Genomic DNA, 20,188 nt, shown 5'->3' on the forward strand with positions numbered 1-20,188 from the left:
TGAGTGGCAGCATGGGCTCCCACACGTGCTTTAAGCACTCCGGGCATTCAGCTTGCCACTCACCGCTCTCACCATCAGTTTAATCGCAGAGCAAGCCCGCTCCCACAAAGTACCGCGCAATCCCTAGCCAAGCCGTTCCCACCCGTCGACTTATAACGCATCGATCTAAAACTCACGGCAATCCCACCGGTCAGTTCCAGGGTACCCGCCATTTCGGCGTGTACCGTTTGACTCCTCCCCAACGGAAAAACCGGTAAGGACTTATGTGCGGATTAGCTGGAGAGTTACGTTTCGATCAACAACCTGCGGACCTTGCGGCCGTAGAGCGAATGACCCATCACCTGGCCCCTCGCGGCCCCGACGCGTGGGGTTTCCATAGCCAGGGCCCAATTGCCCTGGGCCACCGGCGCCTGAAAATCATGGACTTGTCCGATGCCTCGGCCCAGCCGATGATCGACAATCAACTGGGCCTGTCCCTGGCCTTCAATGGCGCGATTTACAACTACCCCGAATTGCGCGCCGAACTGGAAGCGTTGGGCTACGCCTTTTGTTCCGGTGGCGACACCGAAGTGTTGCTCAAGGGCTATCACGCCTGGGGCGAAGCGCTGTTGCCCAAGCTCAACGGTATGTTTGCCTTCGCCATCTGGGAGCGCGATGCCAAACGCCTGTTCATTGCCCGCGACCGTCTCGGCGTCAAGCCTCTGTATCTCTCCCGCACCGGCCAGCGCCTGCGCTTTGCCTCGGCGCTGCCGGCACTGCTCAAGGGCGGCGATATCAGCCCGATGCTCGACCCGGTCGCCCTTAATCACTACCTGAATTTCCATGCCGTGGTCCCGGCGCCCCGTACCCTGCTGGCCGGCATTGAAAAATTGCCGCCAGCCACATGGATGCGGGTGGAAGCCGATGGCAGCATCGAGCAGAAAACCTGGTGGACCTTGCCCTACGGCCCGCGGCCCGATGAGCAGGACCTGAACCTGGAAGACTGGATCGACCGCGTGCTCGACAGCACCCGAGAAGCCGTCGCCATTCGCCAGCGGGCCGCCGTGGACGTAGGGGTGCTGCTTTCCGGTGGCGTGGATTCGAGCATGCTGGTGGGCTTGCTGCGTGAAGTCGGCGTGGAAGACCTGTCCACGTTCTCCATCGGTTTCCAGGATGCTGGTGGCGAACGCGGTGACGAGTTCCAGTATTCGGACCTGATCGCCAAGCACTACGGCACCCGCCATCACCAACTACGCATCGATGAAAAAGAAATCATCGAGCAACTGCCGGCGGCCTTCCGCGCCATGAGCGAGCCCATGGTCAGCCATGACTGCATCGCTTTTTACCTGCTGTCGAGGGAAGTCGCCAAGCATTGCAAAGTGGTGCAAAGCGGCCAGGGGGCCGACGAACTGTTCGCCGGTTACCACTGGTATCCACAGGTGGACGGCGCCAGCGATCCCTACGCGGCCTATCGCGCCGCGTTCTTCGACCGCAGCTATGAGGAATACGCCGCCACGGTGCAACCGAAATGGCTGACGGCCAACGATGCCGCCGGTGATTTCGTCAAAGCGCATTTTGCTCAGCCGGGCGCCGATGCGGCGGTGGATAAAGCCTTGCGCCTGGACAGCACGGTGATGCTGGTGGACGACCCGGTCAAGCGTGTCGACAACATGACCATGGCCTGGGGCCTGGAAGCACGCACGCCGTTCCTGGATTACCGGCTGGTGGAACTCTCGGCCCGGGTCCCGGCGAAATTCAAATTGCCCGATGGCGGCAAGCAAGTCCTCAAGGAAGCCGCCCGGCGGGTGATCCCCGGCGAAGTAATCGATCGCAAGAAAGGCTATTTCCCGGTGCCGGGCCTCAAGCACCTGGAAGGCAACACCCTGGCCTGGGTCCGCGAACTGCTGCTGGACCCGAGCCAGGATCGCGGCCTGTTCAACCCGGCCATGCTCGACCGCCTGCTCACCGACCCCAACGGCCAGCTTACCCCGCTGCGCGGCTCCCGGCTGTGGCAACTGGCGGCGCTGAACCTGTGGCTCAGCGAGCAAGGAATCTGATCGATGAAACCCCACACGACGCTTCACAATCAACGGCTGCTGCGCGGCCAGGCGCCTTCCTATGAACGCTTGCAGGCGCGCCTGGCGGTGGACGGCAGCGAATTGGGTGCCGCTCCTATCGCGGTGCATTGCGGTTGGGGCCGATTGCTGATCGGCCATACCTTCCCGGACCCGGCGACCCTGGGCCAGGAACTGCTCAATGAACAACCCGGCGAACGTGATATTGCCCTGTATGTAGCAGCCCCCCAGCAGGTGCTGGGGCTGGAACCGGCGCAATTGTTCCTTGACCCTTCCGACACGCTGCGCCTGTGGTTCAGTGATTATCGGCAAGCCACGCGGGTGTTTCGCGGATTCCGGATTCGCCGGGCCCAGAACGACGCCGATTGGCAAGCCATCAACCAGCTTTACCAGGCCCGCGGCATGCTGCCGGTCGATCCCCAGCGCCTGACGCCGCGCCATCAGGGCGGGCCGGTCTATTGGCTGGCCGAAGACGATGACAGCGGCGCAGTCATCGGCAGTGTCATGGGTCTCAACCATCAGAAAGCCTTCAACGATCCGGAAAATGGCAGCAGCCTCTGGTGCCTGGCGGTGGACCCACAATGTTCACGGCCCGGTGTCGGAGAAGTGCTGGTACGTCACCTCATCGAGCATTTCATGAGCCGTGGCCTGAGCTACCTCGACCTGTCGGTCCTGCATGACAATCGCCTGGCCAAGAACCTCTACGCCAAGCTTGGTTTCCGCAACCTCTCGACCTTCGCCATCAAGCGCAAGAACGGCATCAACCAGCCGCTGTTTCTTGGGCCCGGACCCGAGGCACAGTTCAACCCTTATGCACGGATCATTGTCGAGGAGGCACACCGCCGGGGCATCGAAGTGCAAGTGGACGACGCCGAGGGCGGTTTGTTCACCCTGATCCACGGCAGCCGCCGGGTGCGTTGCCGCGAGTCCCTGAGCGATCTGACCAGCGCCATCAGCATGACGTTGTGCCAGAACAAGAGTCTGACTCACAAAGTGTTGAAGAACGCCGGCCTGAACCTGCCAGCGCAACAGTTGGCAGGCAATGCCGACGACAACCTGGCGTTTCTCGATGAACATGAGCGGGTGGTGGTCAAACCCCTGGACGGGGAACAGGGTCAGGGCGTCGCGGTGGACCTGCGCACCATCGAAGAAGTGCAGAGCGCCATCGAAGCCGCCCGGCAGTTCGATAGTCGGGTGTTGCTGGAAAGTTTTCACGAAGGGCTCGACCTGCGCATCCTGGTGATCAACTTTGAAGTAGTGGCCGCGGCGATCAGGCGCCCCGCGGAAGTCATCGGCGACGGCCAGCACACCATCGGAGCCTTGATCGAAGCCCAGAGCCGGCGACGGCAGGCGGCCACCGGAGGGGAAAGCAAGATTCCGATGGATGCCGAAACCCAACGCACGCTGAGTGCTGCAGGGTATGACTACGACAGCGTGCTGCCGGCCGGTGAGCATCTGTTCGTACGACGCACAGCGAACCTGCACACCGGCGGCATCCTGGAAGACGTCACTGACACTCTGCATCCGACCCTGGCCGATGCGGCGGTGCGTGCTGCACGCGCCCTGGACATCCCCATGGTCGGCCTCGACCTGCTGGTGCCGGCTGCCGATCAACCCGAGTACGTGTTCATCGAAGCCAACGAACGCGCCGGCCTGGCCAACCACGAACCACAACCCACCGCCGAACGCTTTGTGGACCTGCTGTTTCCCCATAGCCAGGGGGTGGTCTGACACCCCTCAGTAGTGGACTGATCGTTCCCACGCTCCGCGTGGGAATGCCTCAAGGGACGCTCCGCGTCCAGATGACGCAGAACGTCAGCGGCTGCATTCCCACGCAGAGCGTGGGAACGATCGGATACTCAACCGTTCAGGAGTTTCCATGATCAGCAAAATCCCCGAACCGAATCTCGAATATCTGCAGAAAGTCCTGCTGGAAATGCTCGCGATCCCCAGCCCGACCGGCTTCACCGACACCATCGTGCGCTATGTCGTCGAACGTCTCGAAGAGTTGGGTATTCCTTTCGAAATGACCCGCCGCGGTACGATCCGCGCTACCCTCAAGGGTCGCAAGAACAGCCCTGACCGGGCCGTGTCGGCCCACTTGGACACCATCGGTGCCACCGTGCGGGCCATCAAGGACAATGGTCGCCTGACGCTGGCACCGGTAGGCTGCTGGTCCAGCCGGTTTGCCGAAGGCAGCCGGGTCAGCCTGTTCACCGACACCGGCGTGATCCGCGGCAGCGTGTTGCCCTTGATGGCGTCCGGGCACGCCTTCAACACCGCCGTGGATGAAATGCCTATCAGTTGGGATCACATCGAATTGCGCCTGGACGCCTACTGCGCCACCCGTGCCGATTGCGAAACCCTGGGGGTGGGCATCGGTGATTACGTCGCCTTCGATCCCCTGCCTGAATTCACCGAGAGCGGTCACATCAGCGCCCGTCACCTGGACGACAAGGCCGGGGTCGCGGCCCTGCTGGCGGCGCTCAAGGCGATTGTCGACAGCGGCGAGGAGCTGCTGATCGACTGCCATCCATTGTTCACCATCACCGAGGAAACCGGCAGTGGCGCGGCCGCCGCGCTGCCCTGGGATGTCAGCGAATTCGTCGGCATCGACATCGCCCCGGTCGCACCCGGCCAGCACTCCAGCGAACACGCCGTGAGCGTGGCGATGCAGGACTCCGGCGGGCCCTATGACTATCACCTGTCACGACACCTGTTGAAACTGGCCAAGGAGAACGAACTGCCGGCACGCCGCGACCTGTTCCGCTACTACTTCAGCGACGCCCACTCGGCCATCACTGCCGGCCACGACATCCGCACCGCCTTGCTCGCCTTCGGCTGCGATGCCACCCATGGCTACGAACGCACCCATATCGACAGCCTGGCCGCCCTCAGCCGGCTGCTCGGTGCCTACATCCTCAGCCCGCCGGTGTTCGCCAGCGACGCGCAACCGGCCCAGGGTTCGCTGGACCGCTTCAGCCACCAGATTGAACACGACACACAGATGGAAAGCGATACCCGGGTGCCTTCGGTGGATAGCCTGGTGGGGCAGCGTTCGAATAACTGACAGAGGATTTTCATCGCCCGCAAGATTGCATCGCGAGCAGGCTCGCTCCCACAAATGGCGCTGCACCACACCCTCTGTGGGAGCGAGCCTGCTCGCGATGAGGCCGGAACAGGCGTCGCAAATCCTAGGCTAGCCGCCAAAGCCCATAAGCCGTAGCATTTGCGACATCATCCAGCCGAGGTACCCCATGCTGATCCCCCACGACCAACTCGAAGTCGACACGCTCACTCGCCTGATCGAGGACTTCGTGACCCGCGACGGCACCGACAACGGCGACGACACGCCCCTGGAAACCCGCGTGCTACGCGTAAGGCAGGCGTTGACCAAGGGCCAGGCAATGATCGTTTTCGATCCGGAGAGCGAGCAGTGCCAATTGATGCTCAAGCACGACGTGCCCAAGCACCTGTTTGACTGATCACGCCTTGCGGGCGACCTGGTTCTTCTTTCTCTGGATCTTTTCGTATATCTCGAAACGATGAACATCGATGTGACGCGGCGCTTCCACGCCAAACCGCACGGTGGTGCCGCTGACCGACAGCACACGAACGGAAATATCATCACCGATGGAAATCAGTTCACCCACGGCACGGCTGAGTACGAGCATGGTTCTTGTCCTTAAGAAGGTCTGGACCTTGACCATGCCCGGCCTGTTTCCTGTTCACAAGACACGGGCGAGAATTCAGTAACCCCCTACAAACAAGATTCCGGTAACTGAAGGAAACTTCCTGCAAAATCAGGTCGGACCGCGACACTTTCAAAACCCGAGCAGCGATGTCCAGCAGGATGGCTCCATCCTGAGGACACCGCCTTTGAAGGTCAAGTTGGGTTCTGCCTGGCTTTGGCGCGCATCTTGTCGGCCATGACGGTCATTTCGTCGTACAGCATCTGCGGGTTCTTCTGCTTCATCGCCCAGGCCATGCGCCCCTGTTCGTGAGGCAGGATCATGAACTCACCCTGGGCGACCTGCTGGAAGATGTAGTCAGCGATGTCGGCGGCAGTGATGGGCGAGCTTTCCAGCAACTTGCCTACCTGGACCTTCATGGCCGGGGTCGGACCACGGAAGGAGTCCAGCAGGTTGGTCTGGAAAAACGACGGACAAACCACGTGCACACCGATTTCCTGCTGCGCCAGTTCGACCAGCAGGCTTTCCGACAACGCCACCACGCCAGCCTTGGCCACGTTGTAGTTACTCATGGCCGGTCCCTGCATCAGCGCCGCCATGGAAGCGATGTTGATGATCTTGCCGCGGCTCTTCTCCAGCAACGGCAGGAACGCTTTGCACCCCTTGACCACCCCCATCAGGTTGATCGCAATCTGCCAGTCCCAGTCCTCCAAGGACAATTCACTGAAGAACCCGCCCGAAGCCACGCCAGCGTTGTTGACGATGATGTCGATGCCGCCGAGCTTCTCTTCGCAAGCCTGGGCAAACGCCGTCAACTGACTGTAGTCACGTACATCGCAGCGCTGGACAAAGCCGTCGCCGCCGGCGTCGCGCACCAGCCTGAGGGTTTCCTGGAGGCCTGGCTCACTGACATCCGACAAGGCCAGGCGCCAGCCTTCGCGGGCCCAGCGCAGCGCGATTTCGCGGCCCAGGCCCGAGCCGGCACCGGTGATCATCATGCGATTTTGCATAGGAAACAGCCTTTGTTCCGGGAGAGATGGGCCGAGTGTAGCGAAGGAGCCAGCGGGACCCACGCTCCATCAGATTGCTGAATGGCGGGGGCAAACCACAAAGGGTTTTGATTGAAGGAATGCTTCTGTAGCGAGCCATTCAGTCACTGAAAAAACTTTGAATCTTTTACAGGACGTTACGGTCGGACTTATTAAGCCGCCCGGATTTAATGCAGCGTGCTGGCAGTTGAAAGTTGTATCACTCCAAAACTGACCAATAAGGAAATCAACAATGGGCACAATACTCATCATTATCCTGATCCTCCTGCTGATCGGCGGCCTGCCGGTCTTCCCGCACTCCAGAAGTTGGGGTTACGGCCCGTCCGGCATCATCGGCGTAGTGTTGGTAGTGCTGTTGATACTGCTGTTACTGGGCAAGATATAAATCAATGGCAAAAAAAAAGAGGCCTTTTTCAAGGCCTCTTTTTTATTTGCCGATCATCAGTCCGGTTTTCCATCCACTACGCCAGCGGTGTTATCCAGCAGGCTCTTGGTAGCGGTTTGCAGGAAAGACTCGAGCTTGAGCTTCATCTGGACGCTATCGGGTGCATCCGGAATGGCTTCCGCACGGGGGTTGGCCCCCAGTTCATAGCGGAACATCTTCGGCCCCATTTCTTTCTCCTTTGGCAGTACCAGGATCCGATCGCCCTGGATTATTGCCGTAGTCTGATCACTGCCCGACGGCTTGATCACACCGAAACCGGTATCGCCCTGTGGCAGGTTCAACAGGTCACGCCCCCAGCATTGGTGGCGTACCTGTCCGCCGATACGCCCCATGATGGTGGGGACGATGTCGACCTGGGTACCCACGGTGTGGTTACGCTGGCCGAATTTTTCCTGGACACCCGGACCAATCAACAACATCGGCACGTTGAAGCGGCCCAGATCCATCTCGGTGATCTGGCGTTCGTTGCCGAAACCGTGGTCGCCCACCACGACGAACAGCGTTTCCTTGAAATAAGGCTCCTTGCGTGCCTTCTCGAAGAACTGGCCCAGCGCCCAGTCCGAATAGCGCATGGCGGTCAGGTGTTCGTTCAGGCTGCCACGGTCGGTGACCCGCTCCACCGGCAGCGGCGTCGGCAGTGCATACGGCGTGTGGTTGGACAGGGTTTGCAGCAAGGCATAGAACGGCTTGCCGTTTTCCCGCGCCTTGAGCTCGATCAGGCCACGGTCGAACATGTCCTGGTCGGACACGCCCCAGGTCGGATCGGAAAACACCGGGTTGACGAAGTCGTTACGCCCGATGAAGTTGGTCATGCCCTGGCTGCTGAAGAAACCCGACTGGTTGTCCCAGGCAAAATCACCGTTGTAGACATATACGTCGTCGTAGTCACGAGCACTGAGCAGTTGCGGCAGGCCCGACAGCTTGTGGCTGCCTTCCGGCGTCTGCATCAGGTATTCGAAACCGGGCAGGTTCGGGAAGCACGCCATGGTGGCGAACATGCCTTGGTGAGTGTGGGTGCCGTTGGAGAAGAAACGGTCGAACAGCAGGCCTTCCTTGGACAGCTTGTCCAGGTAAGGCGTGATGTTGCCCGGTGCGCCCAGGGCGCCTACCGAGTGACCGGCCATGCTTTCCATGAGAATCACGACCACGTTCTTGATCGGCAGCGTCTTGTCGGCTGGCGGCGTGTAGTCGCGACGCACCGCAGCAGTGGCGGTATCCACCAACTTGTCGTCGGGCAACACCAGCATGTCACGCACAGTCTGCTGGGCCAGTGGCTGTTCGAGGGTGGCTTTCCAGATGTTGTCACGGTCTTCGGACATGCGGCTCTTGGCCGCCGCCACCAGCGACAGCGTGCCGTTGAGGCCCAACTGGTTGGCGAAGTTCGAATCGGTGGTATAGACATCGCCCCAACGCAGCGGCGGACCTTGACGCAAGGTGCCACGGGCCGCGACCACAGCCACCAGCAGGCAAACGATGAACACCGCCACCCGGCCGTACCATGGGGCGATCTGGCGGGTGCCGATGCTGCCGCCGCTGAACGGCCCGCGCGGGCGGGTTGCACGGTCCGCGCCCTTGAACGCCAGGCTCAGGATGATGGTGCCGCCGGCCCAGGCCAGCAGGTAGCGCACCACCGGGAATCCATACCAGAGCATGCTCATCACGGTTTTCGGGTCTTCCTTCACATACTGGAAGACCAGGCCGTTGAGGCGCTGGTGGAACTCACGGTAGAAGTCCATCTCCATCAGGCCCAGGAACAGCGCGATGCTGGAGGTGACGGTCAGCCAGAAACGAAAGAAACCTCGGGCCGCCATGGCGCGAGCGCTGAACAGCGCCAGTAGCAGCGGAACGCAGAGGTAAACCACCAGGCGCAGGTCAAAACGCAAGCCATTGGCGAAGGCTTCGACGAAGGTCGTGGCCGGGGTGTCGAGGATCATTTGGCGGTTATAGACCAACAGCGCCACGCGCAGCAGGCTGAACATCACCATCATCACCAGGGCGCAGAGCAATGTGTAGGCCAGGTGCGATTTGACGGTCGGTTGCAGCAGGCGATGCGTGCTTCGCTGCTGACTCAGGGCATCCGGGATTGCCATGTCGTTTGAGGACCCTATTGGAGTTGGAGTGACAAAAAGTACAAAGGCGCACCCGCCATTGGCCAAAGCCTGGCCCGGGGTTTGCGCAAGAGCGCAGATGTTGCACGAACGGCTAAGGCATTGCCATTAAATAACCGACGGCAATAAAGGCGCGAGGGATTGTCCGCAAGATTTTGTGAAAATTTCGTTCAATGAATATCTGGAAACACAAAATGCCCGAACCAACCTCAATAACAAGCCGCCCCTATTGTGACGAGGGGATTTATCCCCTTGCCACAAAAAGCCCCGCAGGCTCACCGATCAGTCGTTACTCGGCTTGTTTATCGCCTGCAACACGTACTGGGGCATGGCAAACGCACCGAGGTGAATCTCAGGGTTGTAGTAGCGGGTGACAATGCCGCTGCCAATGAACCGCTCATGCAGGGTTTCACGGGAGAGCTTGCGGTAAGCGCTGTCGGTCGAGCCCCAGGCGAAAGTCATGGCGCCACCGATGTAGGTCGGCACGGCTGCCTGGTAGAAGTGCCAGTCGGCAAACAGGCCTCGCAGGCGGCCGGCGGTGGTCTGCACTTCGCCCAACTGCATGAACGGCGTGCCGTTCTGGGTCACCAGGATGCCGCCGTCGTTCAGGCAGCGATGGCAAGCCTGGTAGAAGTTTTCCGAGAACAGCACTTCACCCGGGCCGATCGGGTCGGTGGAGTCGGAAATAATGACGTCGAACTTCTCTTGAGTGGTGGAGACGAAGCGCATGCCATCATCGATCACCAGGTTCAGTCGCGGGTCGTCATAGGCGCCCTTGGAGTGGTTGGGCAGGAATTCCTTGCACATGTCCACCACGGTGCCGTCGATTTCCACCATGGTGATGTGCTCGACACCCATGTGTTTGGTCACCTCACGCAACATGCCGCCATCACCGCCACCGATGATCAGCACCCGCTTGGCCTTGCCATGAGCCAGTATGGGCACATGGGTGAGCATCTCGTGGTAGATGAACTCATCGGCTTCGGTGGTCTGGATCACGCCATCGAGCGCCATCACCCGCCCCATGCGCGGGTTCTCGAAGATCACCAGGTGCTGGTGCTCGGTACGCACTTCGTGGAGCAGCTTGTCCATCCAGAAACGTTGGCCGTAGCCTTCGTAGAGGGTTTCCAGGTAGTCGCCGGTCGGGGTGGTCGTCATGGTCAGGTGCTCCGATAGCTCACAAAGGCGCGCATTCTACGACGATGGGGATGACAGGTCGAACCTTGAACGCCTGGCCAGACAAAGATCCTGTGGCGAGGGAACTTGCTCCCTGGCCACAGGATCAGCATCGCTCGTCAGTGGAACTGGCGCCCCAGTCCACCCGGCACGCCTTCGATGGTGGTGTCTTCCCACGGCCCGTTCGGGCTGACAGAGCGGCTCCAGCCGTTGTTCCAGCGATAGTAGGTGCGTTGGCGGTAGAAGGTGTTGGGCTGGTTATCCAGCACATAGACCCCAAGCTTAGCGTCCCAGTGGCTGTTGCCCCCAGGCGGTGGGGCGAAACTGGCGGAAGTGCGCGGCAGCGGCTTGGCCGGCTTGTTCGGGGTGGCCGGTTTGCCCGGGGCGGTGGACGGCACCGGTTTGGTGGTCGGCGTCGAAGGCGGAATCGGTGGCAGCGGCGTCGTGGGCTCCGGCGGACGATGGACCGCACAAGCGCTCAGGCCCAGGACGAGCGTCAACAGAGTGATACGAGCGATGGCGGTCATGGAGTAAATTCCTGTCATTGGTCCGGGCTGTCGATGGTCAGTTGTTGCGGCGTCGTGGTACTGCTGGCCAGGGGTTGGCTGCGGCCGATCCATTCACCGGAAGTCGGTTGCCCGGCCCGGGAGATACGCGCCACCAGTTGGACTTCAGGGAAGTTCGACAGTTTCAGTTGCGGCATCATTGCATCCGCGTCCCCCAGCTCGACGCTGACGGGCAGGTCGGCGACGGTCAGGCGCTTGGCCGCCAGCGGCGCCGGCGGACCGGAAACGGCACGGGCAAAGATGAATACGCTGTCGCCAGGCTGCACCTTGGCCTTGAGGGCCGGCGCCAGGTCGACACGTACCTTGAGCAGTGCGCCGGCCTTGACCGTCGGAACCTGAGCCACCTTGCCGCCACTGGCTTGCAGCTTCTCGGTGGCACGGGCAATGCCGCCTTGCAGCGCCTCGCGGGATTTGTCGCCCTCCGGCAGTTGCGCCAGCAGGCGCCCCCAGAAGTCGATTGCGTCCTGATAGCGCTCGCCTTCAAACGCGGCGATGCCCAACAGGCCCAGGCTGGTGACTTCCTTGGGATCGAGTTTCAGGGCCTCGTCGGTCAAGGCCTGGACCTTGTCCGACCATTTCTTGCCGTCGGTAAAATACTGCGCCTGGGCCCACTGCCCCAGCAGCTCGGGCTGCCGCCCCGCCAACGCCACGGTGCGCTCGAAGATCTTCGCCGCATCCGCCGGCCGATCCTGGGCCATGTAGGTACGCCCGAGGAAATACAAGCCCTCGGCGGAATTCGGTTGTGCCGCCACCGCCCTTTCCAGGCGCTGGGTCATTTCTTCCATCGATTGCGGCGCCTGGGCGAATTCGCGGGTCAGTTCGACTTTGTCGCTCGCGCCGAAATGCAGGTACAGGCCCAGACCCAGCACCGGCACCAGCACAGCGGCGAGCAACGGCAGCGGCTTGCCCATGCGGGATTCGCGCGGCGCCTCGGCACCCTCGGTATCGGCGAGCAGTTCCCGGGCGGCTTCGGCACGGCCCGTGTCCAGTTGCGCGGCGTTGAGCACGCCCTCCGCCTGCTCGGCCTGCAACTCGGCGACACGCTCCTGGTACAGCGCCACGTTGAGCGCGGTGCGGTCCTCTTCCCGCTGGGCACGACGAACCCGCAGCACGGGGATCAACAGAAAACTCAGGGCAATCAGGAGAAGCAGACCTGCGGCGAGCCAGAAATCAATCATGCTTGGTGTTATCCAACAGTTGGTCGAGGCGCTGGCGCTCTTCGACGGAAAGCGTGTCCGGGGCGGCGGTGCGCTGCACCCGGCGGCGGCGCACGAGCAGCGCGATGACGACGAAGCCGCCGAGCAACAACCCGGCGGGGCCAAACCAGAGCAGTGCGGTCTTGGAGGTCAGGGCCGGGTTGTAACGCACGAACTCACCGTAGCGATCCACCATGAAGTCGATGATCTGCTGGTTGTCCTTGCCCTCGCCAAGCATGCGGAAGATTTCCTTGCGCAGGTCAGCGGCAATCGGGGCATTGGAGTCGGCGATGTCCTGGTTCTGGCACTTGGGGCAGCGCAGCTCCTTGGTCAGCTCGCGAAACCGCTCGCGCTCGCCTTCGTTGGCGAATTCGTAGGTGTCGATGGCGGCATGGGCAACACCAGCGAGACTCAACCCCAGGATGACGGCGGCTAACCAACGCTTCATGGCTTGGCCTCGTCCACCAGTGCCTGGTATTTGCCAGCCAGTTTCTCCCGCCAGACCTGCTCGTCGATTACCCCGACGAACTTGTCACGGATGATGCCCTTGGCGTCGATGAAGAAGGTTTCCGGAGCCCCATAGACCCCAAGGTTCAGGCCCAGGGAGCCCTCTTCATCACGAATGTCCAGTTGATATGGGTTGTGGAACTCGGCGAGCCACTTCAAGGCATCGACGTTGACATCCTTGTAATTGATGCCGTAGATCGCCACGCCTTTCTCGGCCAGCTTGTTCAGCACCGGGTGCTCGACCCGGCAGGAAATGCACCAGGTGCCCCACACGTTGACCAGTGCCGGCTTACCCAGCAGATCAGCGCGGGTCAGGGTCTTGTCGCCCTGCACCGAAGGCAGGGTGAATTCCGGAAACGGTTTGCCGATCATCGCCGAAGGCAATGCGGAGGGGTCCAGGAAAAGCCCCCGATACAGAAAGATTGCCACCACTATGAACAGCGCCAGCGGCAATACCATTAACCAACGTTTCATGCAGTGGCTCCCGTCACGCCCAGGGCTTCGCGCACCCGGGTTTTCACCTTGACCCGATAACGCCGATCCAGCGCCGCCAATGCCCCACCCAGCCCGGTGAGCAGACCGCCGAACCAGATCCAACGCACGAACGGCTTGACGTGCACCCGCACCGCCCAGGCGCCGTCGCCCAGGGACTCACCCAGGGCCACATAGAGGTCGCGGGTGAAACCGGCGTCGATGCCGGCCTCGGTCATCACCGAGTTCTGCACGGTGTACAGGCGTTTCTCGGGATGCAGTACCGCCACTTCCTGGCCGTCACGGATAACCCGCACCGTGCCTTTATCGGACGTGAAGTTCGGACCTTCGAAATGTTTGGCGCCTTCGAACATGAATTGGTAACCGGCCAGTTCCATGACCTCCCCCGGTGCCAGGCGCAGGTCGCGTTCGGCGCTGTTCTGAGTGGACAACACCACACCCAGGGCGCAGACGGCGATGCCCAGGTGAGCAACCTGCATGCCCCAGTAGCTGCGGGTCAGGGTTGCCAAGCCCTTGACCAGGCCTTTATGGCGGGTCTTGTCGAAGATGTCCCGTACACCGGCGAGCAATACCCAGGCGGCCAGCACGAAGGTCGCCAGCACGGCCCAGTTGAAATCGCCATAAGCGATTCCGGCCACCACGGCCAGGCCGGCAGTGCCCAGCAGCACCGGCGTCAGCATACCCAGCAGCCACTTGACCGGAGTGTCTTTCCAGCGCACCAGCACACCGACCGCCATCACCACCATCAGGATTGCCATCAGCGGAATGAACAGCGCATTGAAGTACGGCGGCCCGACCGACAGCTTGGCGCCGGAGAGCGCATCGAGCACCAGCGGATACAACGTTCCCAGCAGGATCATCGATGCGGCCACCACCAGCACCAGGTTGTTGCCCAACAGCAGCGTCTCTCGAGACCAGAGGTTGAAGCCGACCTGGCTCTTGACCACGGGTGCCCGCAAGGCGAACAACGTCAGCGAACCGCCGACCACGAACAGCAGGAACATCAGGATGAACACGCCGCGCTCGGGGTCCGAGGCGAAAGCATGCACCGACGTCAGCACGCCGGAACGCACCAGGAAGGTCCCCAACAGGCTCAGGGAAAACGCGGCGATCGCCAGCAGCACGGTCCAGCTCTTGAACACGCCACGCTTTTCCGTGACCGCCAGGGAGTGAATCAGTGCCGTGCCCACCAGCCAAGGCATGAACGAGGCGTTTTCCACCGGATCCCAGAACCACCAGCCGCCCCAGCCCAGCTCGTAGTAGGCCCACCAAGAACCGAGGGTGATGCCGATGCCGAGGAAGGCCCAGGCGACGATGGTCCATGGGCGCGACCAGCGTGCCCACGCGGCATCGAGGCGACCACCCAGCAACGCGGCGATGGCAAAGGCAAACGCCACGGAAAAGCCGACGTAGCCCATGTAGAGCATCGGCGGGTGAACGATCAGGCCGATATCCTGTAGCAACGGATTGAGGTCGCGGCCGTCCATCGGCATCTGCGGCAGGATCCGCGCGAACGGGTTGGACGTGACGATCAGAAACAGCAGGAAGCCAGTGCTGATCATGCCCATGACCGCCAGCACCCGGGCGAGCATCACCTGGGGTAACTGCCGGGAGAACACCGAGACGGCGAAAGTCCAGCCGGCGAGAATCAAGGCCCAGAGCAGCAGCGAACCTTCATGGGCGCCCCACACCGCACTGAACTTGTAATACCAGGGCAAGGCGCTGTTGGAGTTACTCGCGACGTAGGCCACGGAAAAATCGTCGGTCATGAAGGCGTAGGTCAGGCAACCGAAGGCGAACACCATGAAGGCGAACTGACCCCACGCCGCCGGCTGGGCCAGGCTCATCCACAGGCGGTCGCCGCGCCAGGCACCGAGCAGCGGCACCACGGCCTGCACCAGGGCCAGGCACAGGGCCAGGATCATCGCCAGGTGGCCCAACTCGGGAATAAAAATGCCAGTGCTCATCAATCAGCCCTCCTTCACGGGAGCGGGTGCCGACTGACCACTGTCTTTAAGAGCCTTGGTCACCTCCGGCGGCATGTATTTTTCGTCGTGCTTGGCCAGCACTTCGTCGGCCACCACCACGCCGTCGGCGTTGAGCTTGCCCAGGGCGACGATGCCCTGTCCTTCACGGAACAGGTCCGGGAGGATGCCGCGATAGGTGATGGTCACGGTCTTGTTGAAGTCGGTGACGTTGAACTTCACGTCCAGCGAATCCCCGGAACGGACCAGCGAGCCCTTCTCCACCATGCCGCCGGCGCGAATACGCTTGGCTAGGGGCGCTTCGCCGTTGGCGATCTGGGTCGGGGTGTAGAACAGGTTGAGGTTCTCCCGCAGAGCACTCAGGGCCAGGCCGACCGCGGCACCGACCCCCACCAGGATCGCCAGGATGATGACGAGACGTTTTTTACGCAGCGGATTCACTGACCATTCTCCCGGCGCAGACGACGCGCCTCTTGTTGCAGATACCGCTTGCGGGCCAGGATCGGCACCGCCACATTGAGGGCCAGCACCGCCAGGCAGATGCCATAGGCCGACCAGACATACAGGCCATGATGGCCCATGGCGAGGAAATCGCCGAATGAAGCGAAACTCATCGAGCGGCCTCCAGGCTGTTCTGTACTTCGGCCTTCACCCAACTCGCCCGGGCTTCGCGCTTGAGCACTTCCAGGCGCATGCGCAGCAACAGCACCGCGCCGAAGAAACAGTAGAAACCCAACGCGGTGAGCAACAGCGGCAGCCACATTTCCATGGGCATCGCCGGTTTCTCGGTCAGCTTGAACGTGGCGCCCTGGTGCAGGGTGTTCCACCACTCCACCGAGTACTTGATGATCGGGATGTTGATCACCCCGACAATCGCCAGCACCGAGCAGGCCTTGGCGGCACTCTCACGATTGCTGATGGCGTTGCCCAGCGCAATAAGACCGAAGTACAGGAACAGCAGGATCAGCATCGACGTCAGTCGGGCATCCCAGACCCACCACGAGCCCCAGGTCGGCTTGCCCCAGATGGCTCCGGTGACCAACGCCACGGCGGTCATCCAGGCGCCGACGGGCGCGGCGCACTGCAGGGCAACGTCGGCCAGCTTCATCTTCCAGACCAGGCCGACCACGCCGCATACCGCCAGCATGACGTAGATCGACTGGGCGAGCATCGCTGTCGGCACATGGATGTAGATGATCCGGAAGCTGTTGCCCTGCTGATAATCCGGCGGCGCGAACGCCAGGCCCCAGACCACGCCGATGCCAATCAGCAGCAGTGCGGCAATGCTCAGCCAGGGCAATAATTTGCCGCTGATGCCGTAGAACCATTTGGGTGAGCCGAGCTTATGAAACCAGGTCCAGTTCATTGCTGTTTCCATCACGGTTGCGGCGCGCTGTCACACGCCGCGGGTCTGCCTTAACTTCACAGGAAGTGGTCGTTTTTTGACCAGGCCTCATTATTATTCGCCGACGCTGATCTTCAGGCCAGCAGCTATTGCAAAGGGTGTCAGGGTTATCGCCAGGGCGGTCAGGCTCCCAAGCCAGAGCAGATAACCGGTCGCCGGCATGCCTTGCAAGGCAGCTTGCAAGGCGCCACTGCCGAGGATCAACACCGGGATATACAGCGGCAGGATCAGCAACGCCAGCAACAGGCCGCCGCGCTTCAAGCCCACCGTCAACGCCGCCCCCACCGCACCGAGCAGGCTCAGCACCGGTGTACCCAGCAGCAACGAGACCAGCAGAACCGGCATGCACGCAGCAGGCAACCCCAGCATCATCGCCAGCAGCGGCGAGAGCAATACCAGCGCCAGTCCGGAAAAAACCCAGTGTGCCAGTACCTTGGCCAAAACCAGAAGGGCCAGGGGGTGCGACGAAAGGACCCACTGTTCCAGGGAACCGTCTTCGAAATCACTGCGGAAAAGCCCGTCCAGCGAGAGCAGGACCGACAAAAGCGCCGCCACCCAGACCAGCCCCGGCGACAAGGTTTGCAACAATTGAGTCTCCGGTCCGACCGCCAAGGGGAACAACGCGATGACGATCGCGAAGAACACCAGCGGGTTGGCCAGTTCGGCCGGACGACGGAACAGCAGGCGCGCCTCGCGGGCGAGCAACAGGCCAAACACGCTCATACGGCCCAGTTCCCCAGATCAATATTGCGATAACCGGACGGCATCCGGGCCAGGGTGTGGTGGGTGGTCAACAGCACCATGCCACCGCCTTCGCAATGCCTGGCCAGATGCTCCTCGAGTTGTGCCACGCCCTGCTTGTCCAAGGCAGTGAACGGTTCGTCGAGAATCCACAGCAGCGGGCTGTCCAGGTACAACCGGGCCAGTGCCACGCGACGCTGCTGGCCGGCGGACAAGGTATGGCAAGGCACGTCTTCGAAGCCGCGCAGCCCCACCGTGGCCAACGCTTGCCAGATCGCCTCGCGGCCGGCGGGTCGATGCAGCGCACAGAGCCAGCTGAGGTTTTCCTCGGGGGTCAGCAAATCCTTGATCCCGGCGGCGTGCCCGATCCAGAGCAGGTTGCGGGCCAGCTCGCTGCGCTGGTCCTGCAGGGGCCGACCATTGAGCAGCACGTTGCCTGCGGTCGGCTGCATCAACCCGGCCAGAAGCCGCAGCAGGCTGGTCTTGCCACTGCCGTTGGGGCCACTGACCTGCACCATATCGCCAGGCGAGAGTCTCAATTCGAGGTGTTCGAAAAGCAGCCGCAAGTCTCGCTCACAGGCGAGGCCGACAGTTTGCAAGAGAGGACTGGTCAAGGGATCGCGGGCCTTATACGGTTTAAGTCGGCGGTGCAGCGGCCGTTAAAGAGATGCAGCATAGATGCATTGACGGCCTGTTCCACAGAGCTGCGTCAAACAATTGCAAGGTTTTCGCCGCTCCCTGAAAGACGGGCGGCATTATACATGGCATGCCCCCAGGGGGCGTTCTCAATTAGTTCCAGGGTAAGACCGCAGATGACAGGCGACATGAACATCCAGCCGCTGCCCCAGCCCACGGCAACGACGCGTACGCCGGCGGTTGGTGGCGAGCTGCTCAAATTGCTGACGCCGGTCGAAGGCCTGATCGCTGCCGGCCAGACGGCCAGTGCCGAGGTGCTGTCGCTCAAGCAGGCAGACCAGACTTTCCAACTCTTGCTCAAGGTCACCCTGGAAAGTGGTCGCCAGACCACGGTGCAGGCCACCAGCGCCCAGCCGTTGCCACAAGGCACCAGCCTGGCGGTGACGCAGCCGTCCGCCAGCAACCTGGCGATCGCTGTACAACAGTCCGTTGCTTCCAGCGTTGCGACCCTGACCCGGATCGACACCGCGCAACTGCCGGTCGGCACCCTGCTGCAAGGCAAGGTGATTACCAGCCAGGCGTTGCCGCAATTGCCGGGGCAACCGGCGGTGTATCGGTCGCTGGTGAGCCTGCTCAACACCGCCCAGGCCGGCAGCACCCTGGACATCGACAGCCCCCAGCCGCTGCGTATCGGCACGCTGTTGAGCGCCCAGGTGCAGGATGCCCAGACATTGAAATTCATTCCGCTGAGCAACCGCCAGGAACAATTGGCGGTGAGCCAGCAACTGGTGACCCAGGTGAATCGCCAGGGATCGTTGGACAGCCTGATCAGTGCCCTGCAGGCGCTACCCGCCACGGACGAGACCGGCGTCGAGCTGCGTGCCGCGGTAACGCGCCTGCTGGCCAACCTGCCGGATGTACAGCAATTGAGCACGCCCAAAGGCCTGGCCCAGGCCCTGGCTGCCAGCGGTGTATTTCTGGAAAGCAAGCTGCTGGCCGGACAACCTCCGAGCGTAGCCGCGGACCTCAAGGGTGACCTGCTGAAGTTGATCGCCCAACTGACCACGACCCTGCCCGCTTCCACCAATCTCGGCGCAGTCATCGCCGCCAACACCCTGGCCCAGGCCTTGCCCAGCTTCGTGCGCAACGCCCTGGGTACCCTCGGCCAGGTCAGCGCAAAGCCGCAGCCCACCGGTTTCCCCCTACCCTCGCGCCTGCTGAAAGGCCAGGACGATGAAGGCGACCTGGAACACCTGTTGCGCCTCGCCGCCGCCGCCGTATCGCGCTTGCAAAGTCACCAGCTGTCAAGCCTGGAGCAAACCGGCCTGACCGATGACGGTCGCTTGATGAGCACCTGGCAACTGGAAATCCCGATGCGCAACCTGCAGGACATCGTGCCGTTGCAGGTCAAGTTTCAACGGGAGGAAACCCCGCCTCGGGAACAACCCAACGAGCGTCGGGAAGAACGCGAAGCCAAGCAGCAACTCTGGCGGGTCGAGCTGGCATTCGACCTGGAGCCGCTGGGACCGCTGCAGGTCCAGGCGCAATTGCTCAGCGGCAGCCTGTCCAGCCAGTTGTGGGCGGAACGGCCCTACACGGCAAACCTGATCGAACGCAACCTGGCGGCACTGCGCGAGCGCCTGGTGACCTGCGGCGTGAACGTTACAGACCTGGACTGCCATGTCGGCATCCCGCCCAAAGGCCCCAAGACCCGACTCGAACAACGTTGGGTGGACGAAACCGCATGACAACCCACACCGAACCCCGCCAGGCCATCGCCCTCAAATACGACGGCCACCACGCCCCGACCCTCACCGCCAAGGGCGACGAAGCCCTGGCCGAGGAAATCCTGCGGATCGCCCGAGACAGTGAAGTGCCGATCTATGAAAATGCCGAGCTGGTGAAGCTCCTGGCCCGGCTGGAACTGGGGGAGAGTATTCCGCAGGAGTTGTATCTCACCATCGCCGAAATCATAGCCTTTGCCTGGAAACTCAAGGGCAAATTCCCCGAGGGGTTCGACCCGCATGCGCCGAGTGTCGAGAAGGATGTGACGGCGCGCGGGGAGGATTACTGACTGTCGGCGGCGACGCTGAATACGAACAATCTACTCATTGAAGAGAGTCTCGAACTGATCGC

The 20,188-nt window shown here is 61.9% G+C and carries 21 protein-coding genes; 7 read left to right on the top strand and 14 right to left on the bottom strand.

Translation table 11 applies throughout. The annotated features are described in order from the left end of the window. Nucleotides 1-263 precede the first annotated feature (263 nt). The 4 genes from FBY02_RS13050 to FBY02_RS13065 all read left to right on the top strand — a co-directional run bounded on the left by FBY02_RS13050 (nucleotide 264) and on the right by FBY02_RS13065 (nucleotide 5,539). Nucleotides 264-2,036, top strand: coding sequence for an N-acetylglutaminylglutamine amidotransferase (locus tag FBY02_RS13050; protein WP_144928177.1), 1,773 nt, complete (start codon nucleotides 264-266; stop codon nucleotides 2,034-2,036). A gap of 3 nt (nucleotides 2,037-2,039) precedes the next feature. Beyond that, nucleotides 2,040-3,785 (top strand): N-acetylglutaminylglutamine synthetase, encoded by a 1,746-nt coding sequence (ngg, locus tag FBY02_RS13055; RefSeq protein ID WP_047701610.1) that lies wholly within the window; start codon nucleotides 2,040-2,042, stop codon nucleotides 3,783-3,785. Between the two features lie 148 nt (nucleotides 3,786-3,933). After that, entirely contained in the window at nucleotides 3,934-5,124 is a 1,191-nt protein-coding gene (locus tag FBY02_RS13060; RefSeq protein WP_144928179.1) for an osmoprotectant NAGGN system M42 family peptidase, read from the top strand. A 187-nt stretch (nucleotides 5,125-5,311) separates the two neighbouring features. Continuing rightward, the gene (locus FBY02_RS13065) at nucleotides 5,312-5,539 is read left to right on the top strand and encodes a YheU family protein (protein ID WP_024778700.1); all 228 of its coding nucleotides are present in this window, start codon (nucleotides 5,312-5,314) and stop codon (nucleotides 5,537-5,539) included. Here FBY02_RS13065 and csrA read toward each other — a convergent pair whose 3' ends face one another. After that, nucleotides 5,540-5,728 carry a carbon storage regulator CsrA gene (csrA, locus tag FBY02_RS13070; RefSeq protein WP_055128366.1) on the bottom strand — a complete coding sequence of 63 codons (189 nt, stop codon included), beginning with the start codon at nucleotides 5,726-5,728 and terminating at the stop codon, nucleotides 5,540-5,542. A 212-nt stretch (nucleotides 5,729-5,940) separates the two neighbouring features. Beyond that, on the bottom strand, nucleotides 5,941-6,756 hold the full coding sequence (locus tag FBY02_RS13075) for an SDR family oxidoreductase (RefSeq protein WP_144928181.1): 816 nt from the start codon (nucleotides 6,754-6,756) through the stop codon (nucleotides 5,941-5,943). Between the two features lie 271 nt (nucleotides 6,757-7,027). Between FBY02_RS13075 and FBY02_RS13080 the strand changes: the two genes are divergently transcribed. Then, nucleotides 7,028-7,180: a DUF3309 family protein gene (locus FBY02_RS13080; RefSeq protein ID WP_018606531.1), complete on the top strand. Its 153-nt coding sequence runs from the start codon at nucleotides 7,028-7,030 to the stop codon at nucleotides 7,178-7,180. Between the two features lie 56 nt (nucleotides 7,181-7,236). Here the strand turns inward: FBY02_RS13080 and FBY02_RS13085 are convergent, their stop codons facing one another. From FBY02_RS13085 to ccmA, 12 genes are all read right to left on the bottom strand, one after another. Then, nucleotides 7,237-9,330, bottom strand: a complete 2,094-nt coding sequence (locus FBY02_RS13085) for an LTA synthase family protein (protein WP_144928183.1) — start codon at nucleotides 9,328-9,330, stop codon at nucleotides 7,237-7,239. A 300-nt stretch (nucleotides 9,331-9,630) separates the two neighbouring features. Beyond that, a complete protein-coding gene (gene speE / locus FBY02_RS13090) occupies nucleotides 9,631-10,506 on the bottom strand; it encodes a polyamine aminopropyltransferase (RefSeq protein WP_144928185.1) in 876 nt (291 codons plus the stop codon). Nucleotides 10,507-10,643: 137 nt separating this feature from the next. After that, the gene (locus FBY02_RS13095) at nucleotides 10,644-11,051 is read right to left on the bottom strand and encodes a hypothetical protein (protein ID WP_144928187.1); all 408 of its coding nucleotides are present in this window, start codon (nucleotides 11,049-11,051) and stop codon (nucleotides 10,644-10,646) included. 14 nt (nucleotides 11,052-11,065) lie between these two features. Beyond that, the gene (ccmI, locus tag FBY02_RS13100; RefSeq protein ID WP_144928189.1) at nucleotides 11,066-12,268 is read right to left on the bottom strand and encodes a c-type cytochrome biogenesis protein CcmI; all 1,203 of its coding nucleotides are present in this window, start codon (nucleotides 12,266-12,268) and stop codon (nucleotides 11,066-11,068) included. Further along, nucleotides 12,261-12,734: a cytochrome c-type biogenesis protein gene (locus FBY02_RS13105; RefSeq protein WP_144928191.1), complete on the bottom strand. Its 474-nt coding sequence runs from the start codon at nucleotides 12,732-12,734 to the stop codon at nucleotides 12,261-12,263. Before FBY02_RS13105 ends, ccmI begins: the two co-directional genes overlap by 8 nt. Beyond that, nucleotides 12,731-13,267, bottom strand: coding sequence for a DsbE family thiol:disulfide interchange protein (locus FBY02_RS13110; protein WP_144928193.1), 537 nt, complete (start codon nucleotides 13,265-13,267; stop codon nucleotides 12,731-12,733). Before FBY02_RS13110 ends, FBY02_RS13105 begins: the two co-directional genes overlap by 4 nt. Continuing rightward, nucleotides 13,264-15,252: a heme lyase CcmF/NrfE family subunit gene (locus FBY02_RS13115; protein WP_144928195.1), complete on the bottom strand. Its 1,989-nt coding sequence runs from the start codon at nucleotides 15,250-15,252 to the stop codon at nucleotides 13,264-13,266. The genes FBY02_RS13110 and FBY02_RS13115 overlap by 4 nt, the downstream gene beginning before the upstream one ends. A gap of 3 nt (nucleotides 15,253-15,255) precedes the next feature. Then, nucleotides 15,256-15,711: a cytochrome c maturation protein CcmE gene (ccmE, locus tag FBY02_RS13120; RefSeq protein WP_144928197.1), complete on the bottom strand. Its 456-nt coding sequence runs from the start codon at nucleotides 15,709-15,711 to the stop codon at nucleotides 15,256-15,258. Continuing rightward, on the bottom strand, nucleotides 15,708-15,884 hold the full coding sequence (ccmD, locus tag FBY02_RS13125) for a heme exporter protein CcmD (protein ID WP_042729135.1): 177 nt from the start codon (nucleotides 15,882-15,884) through the stop codon (nucleotides 15,708-15,710). Before ccmD ends, ccmE begins: the two co-directional genes overlap by 4 nt. Beyond that, nucleotides 15,881-16,636 (bottom strand): heme ABC transporter permease, encoded by a 756-nt coding sequence (locus tag FBY02_RS13130; RefSeq protein ID WP_144928199.1) that lies wholly within the window; start codon nucleotides 16,634-16,636, stop codon nucleotides 15,881-15,883. Before FBY02_RS13130 ends, ccmD begins: the two co-directional genes overlap by 4 nt. Nucleotides 16,637-16,729: 93 nt before the next feature. Continuing rightward, nucleotides 16,730-17,398 (bottom strand): heme exporter protein CcmB, encoded by a 669-nt coding sequence (gene ccmB, locus FBY02_RS13135; RefSeq protein WP_003183957.1) that lies wholly within the window; start codon nucleotides 17,396-17,398, stop codon nucleotides 16,730-16,732. Beyond that, nucleotides 17,395-18,030: a cytochrome c biogenesis heme-transporting ATPase CcmA gene (gene ccmA, locus FBY02_RS13140; protein WP_144928201.1), complete on the bottom strand. Its 636-nt coding sequence runs from the start codon at nucleotides 18,028-18,030 to the stop codon at nucleotides 17,395-17,397. The genes ccmB and ccmA overlap by 4 nt, the downstream gene beginning before the upstream one ends. Before the next feature lie 198 nt (nucleotides 18,031-18,228). Here ccmA and FBY02_RS13145 point away from each other — a divergent pair, with 198 nt between their 5' ends. Next, nucleotides 18,229-19,800 carry a flagellar hook-length control protein FliK gene (locus tag FBY02_RS13145; protein ID WP_144928203.1) on the top strand — a complete coding sequence of 524 codons (1,572 nt, stop codon included), beginning with the start codon at nucleotides 18,229-18,231 and terminating at the stop codon, nucleotides 19,798-19,800. Then, a complete protein-coding gene (locus tag FBY02_RS13150; protein WP_144928205.1) occupies nucleotides 19,797-20,126 on the top strand; it encodes an EscU/YscU/HrcU family type III secretion system export apparatus switch protein in 330 nt (109 codons plus the stop codon). Before FBY02_RS13145 ends, FBY02_RS13150 begins: the two co-directional genes overlap by 4 nt. Nucleotides 20,127-20,188: the final 62 nt, after the last annotated feature.

Origin of the sequence: Pseudomonas sp. SJZ078, assembly GCF_007828255.1 — a bacterium.
Lineage (GTDB): Bacteria > Pseudomonadota > Gammaproteobacteria > Pseudomonadales > Pseudomonadaceae > Aquipseudomonas.

Coding starts and splice junctions, on each gene's coding strand:
- FBY02_RS13060 (WP_144928179.1), top strand. CDS start 3,934: ATGATCAGCAAAATCCCCGAACCGAATCTCGAATATCTGCAGAAAGTC.
- ccmD (WP_042729135.1), bottom strand. CDS start 15,884: ATGAGTTTCGCTTCATTCGGCGATTTCCTCGCCATGGGCCATCATGGC.
- FBY02_RS13085 (WP_144928183.1), bottom strand. CDS start 9,330: ATGGCAATCCCGGATGCCCTGAGTCAGCAGCGAAGCACGCATCGCCTG.
- ngg (WP_047701610.1), top strand. CDS start 2,040: ATGAAACCCCACACGACGCTTCACAATCAACGGCTGCTGCGCGGCCAG.
- FBY02_RS13075 (WP_144928181.1), bottom strand. CDS start 6,756: ATGCAAAATCGCATGATGATCACCGGTGCCGGCTCGGGCCTGGGCCGC.
- FBY02_RS13050 (WP_144928177.1), top strand. CDS start 264: ATGTGCGGATTAGCTGGAGAGTTACGTTTCGATCAACAACCTGCGGAC.
- FBY02_RS13115 (WP_144928195.1), bottom strand. CDS start 15,252: ATGAGCACTGGCATTTTTATTCCCGAGTTGGGCCACCTGGCGATGATC.
- FBY02_RS13065 (WP_024778700.1), top strand. CDS start 5,312: ATGCTGATCCCCCACGACCAACTCGAAGTCGACACGCTCACTCGCCTG.
- speE (WP_144928185.1), bottom strand. CDS start 10,506: ATGACGACCACCCCGACCGGCGACTACCTGGAAACCCTCTACGAAGGC.
- ccmB (WP_003183957.1), bottom strand. CDS start 17,398: ATGAGCGTGTTTGGCCTGTTGCTCGCCCGCGAGGCGCGCCTGCTGTTC.
- ccmI (WP_144928189.1), bottom strand. CDS start 12,268: ATGATTGATTTCTGGCTCGCCGCAGGTCTGCTTCTCCTGATTGCCCTG.
- FBY02_RS13130 (WP_144928199.1), bottom strand. CDS start 16,636: ATGAACTGGACCTGGTTTCATAAGCTCGGCTCACCCAAATGGTTCTAC.
- FBY02_RS13105 (WP_144928191.1), bottom strand. CDS start 12,734: ATGAAGCGTTGGTTAGCCGCCGTCATCCTGGGGTTGAGTCTCGCTGGT.
- FBY02_RS13110 (WP_144928193.1), bottom strand. CDS start 13,267: ATGAAACGTTGGTTAATGGTATTGCCGCTGGCGCTGTTCATAGTGGTG.
- FBY02_RS13145 (WP_144928203.1), top strand. CDS start 18,229: ATGACAGGCGACATGAACATCCAGCCGCTGCCCCAGCCCACGGCAACG.
- FBY02_RS13080 (WP_018606531.1), top strand. CDS start 7,028: ATGGGCACAATACTCATCATTATCCTGATCCTCCTGCTGATCGGCGGC.
- csrA (WP_055128366.1), bottom strand. CDS start 5,728: ATGCTCGTACTCAGCCGTGCCGTGGGTGAACTGATTTCCATCGGTGAT.
- FBY02_RS13150 (WP_144928205.1), top strand. CDS start 19,797: ATGACAACCCACACCGAACCCCGCCAGGCCATCGCCCTCAAATACGAC.
- FBY02_RS13095 (WP_144928187.1), bottom strand. CDS start 11,051: ATGACCGCCATCGCTCGTATCACTCTGTTGACGCTCGTCCTGGGCCTG.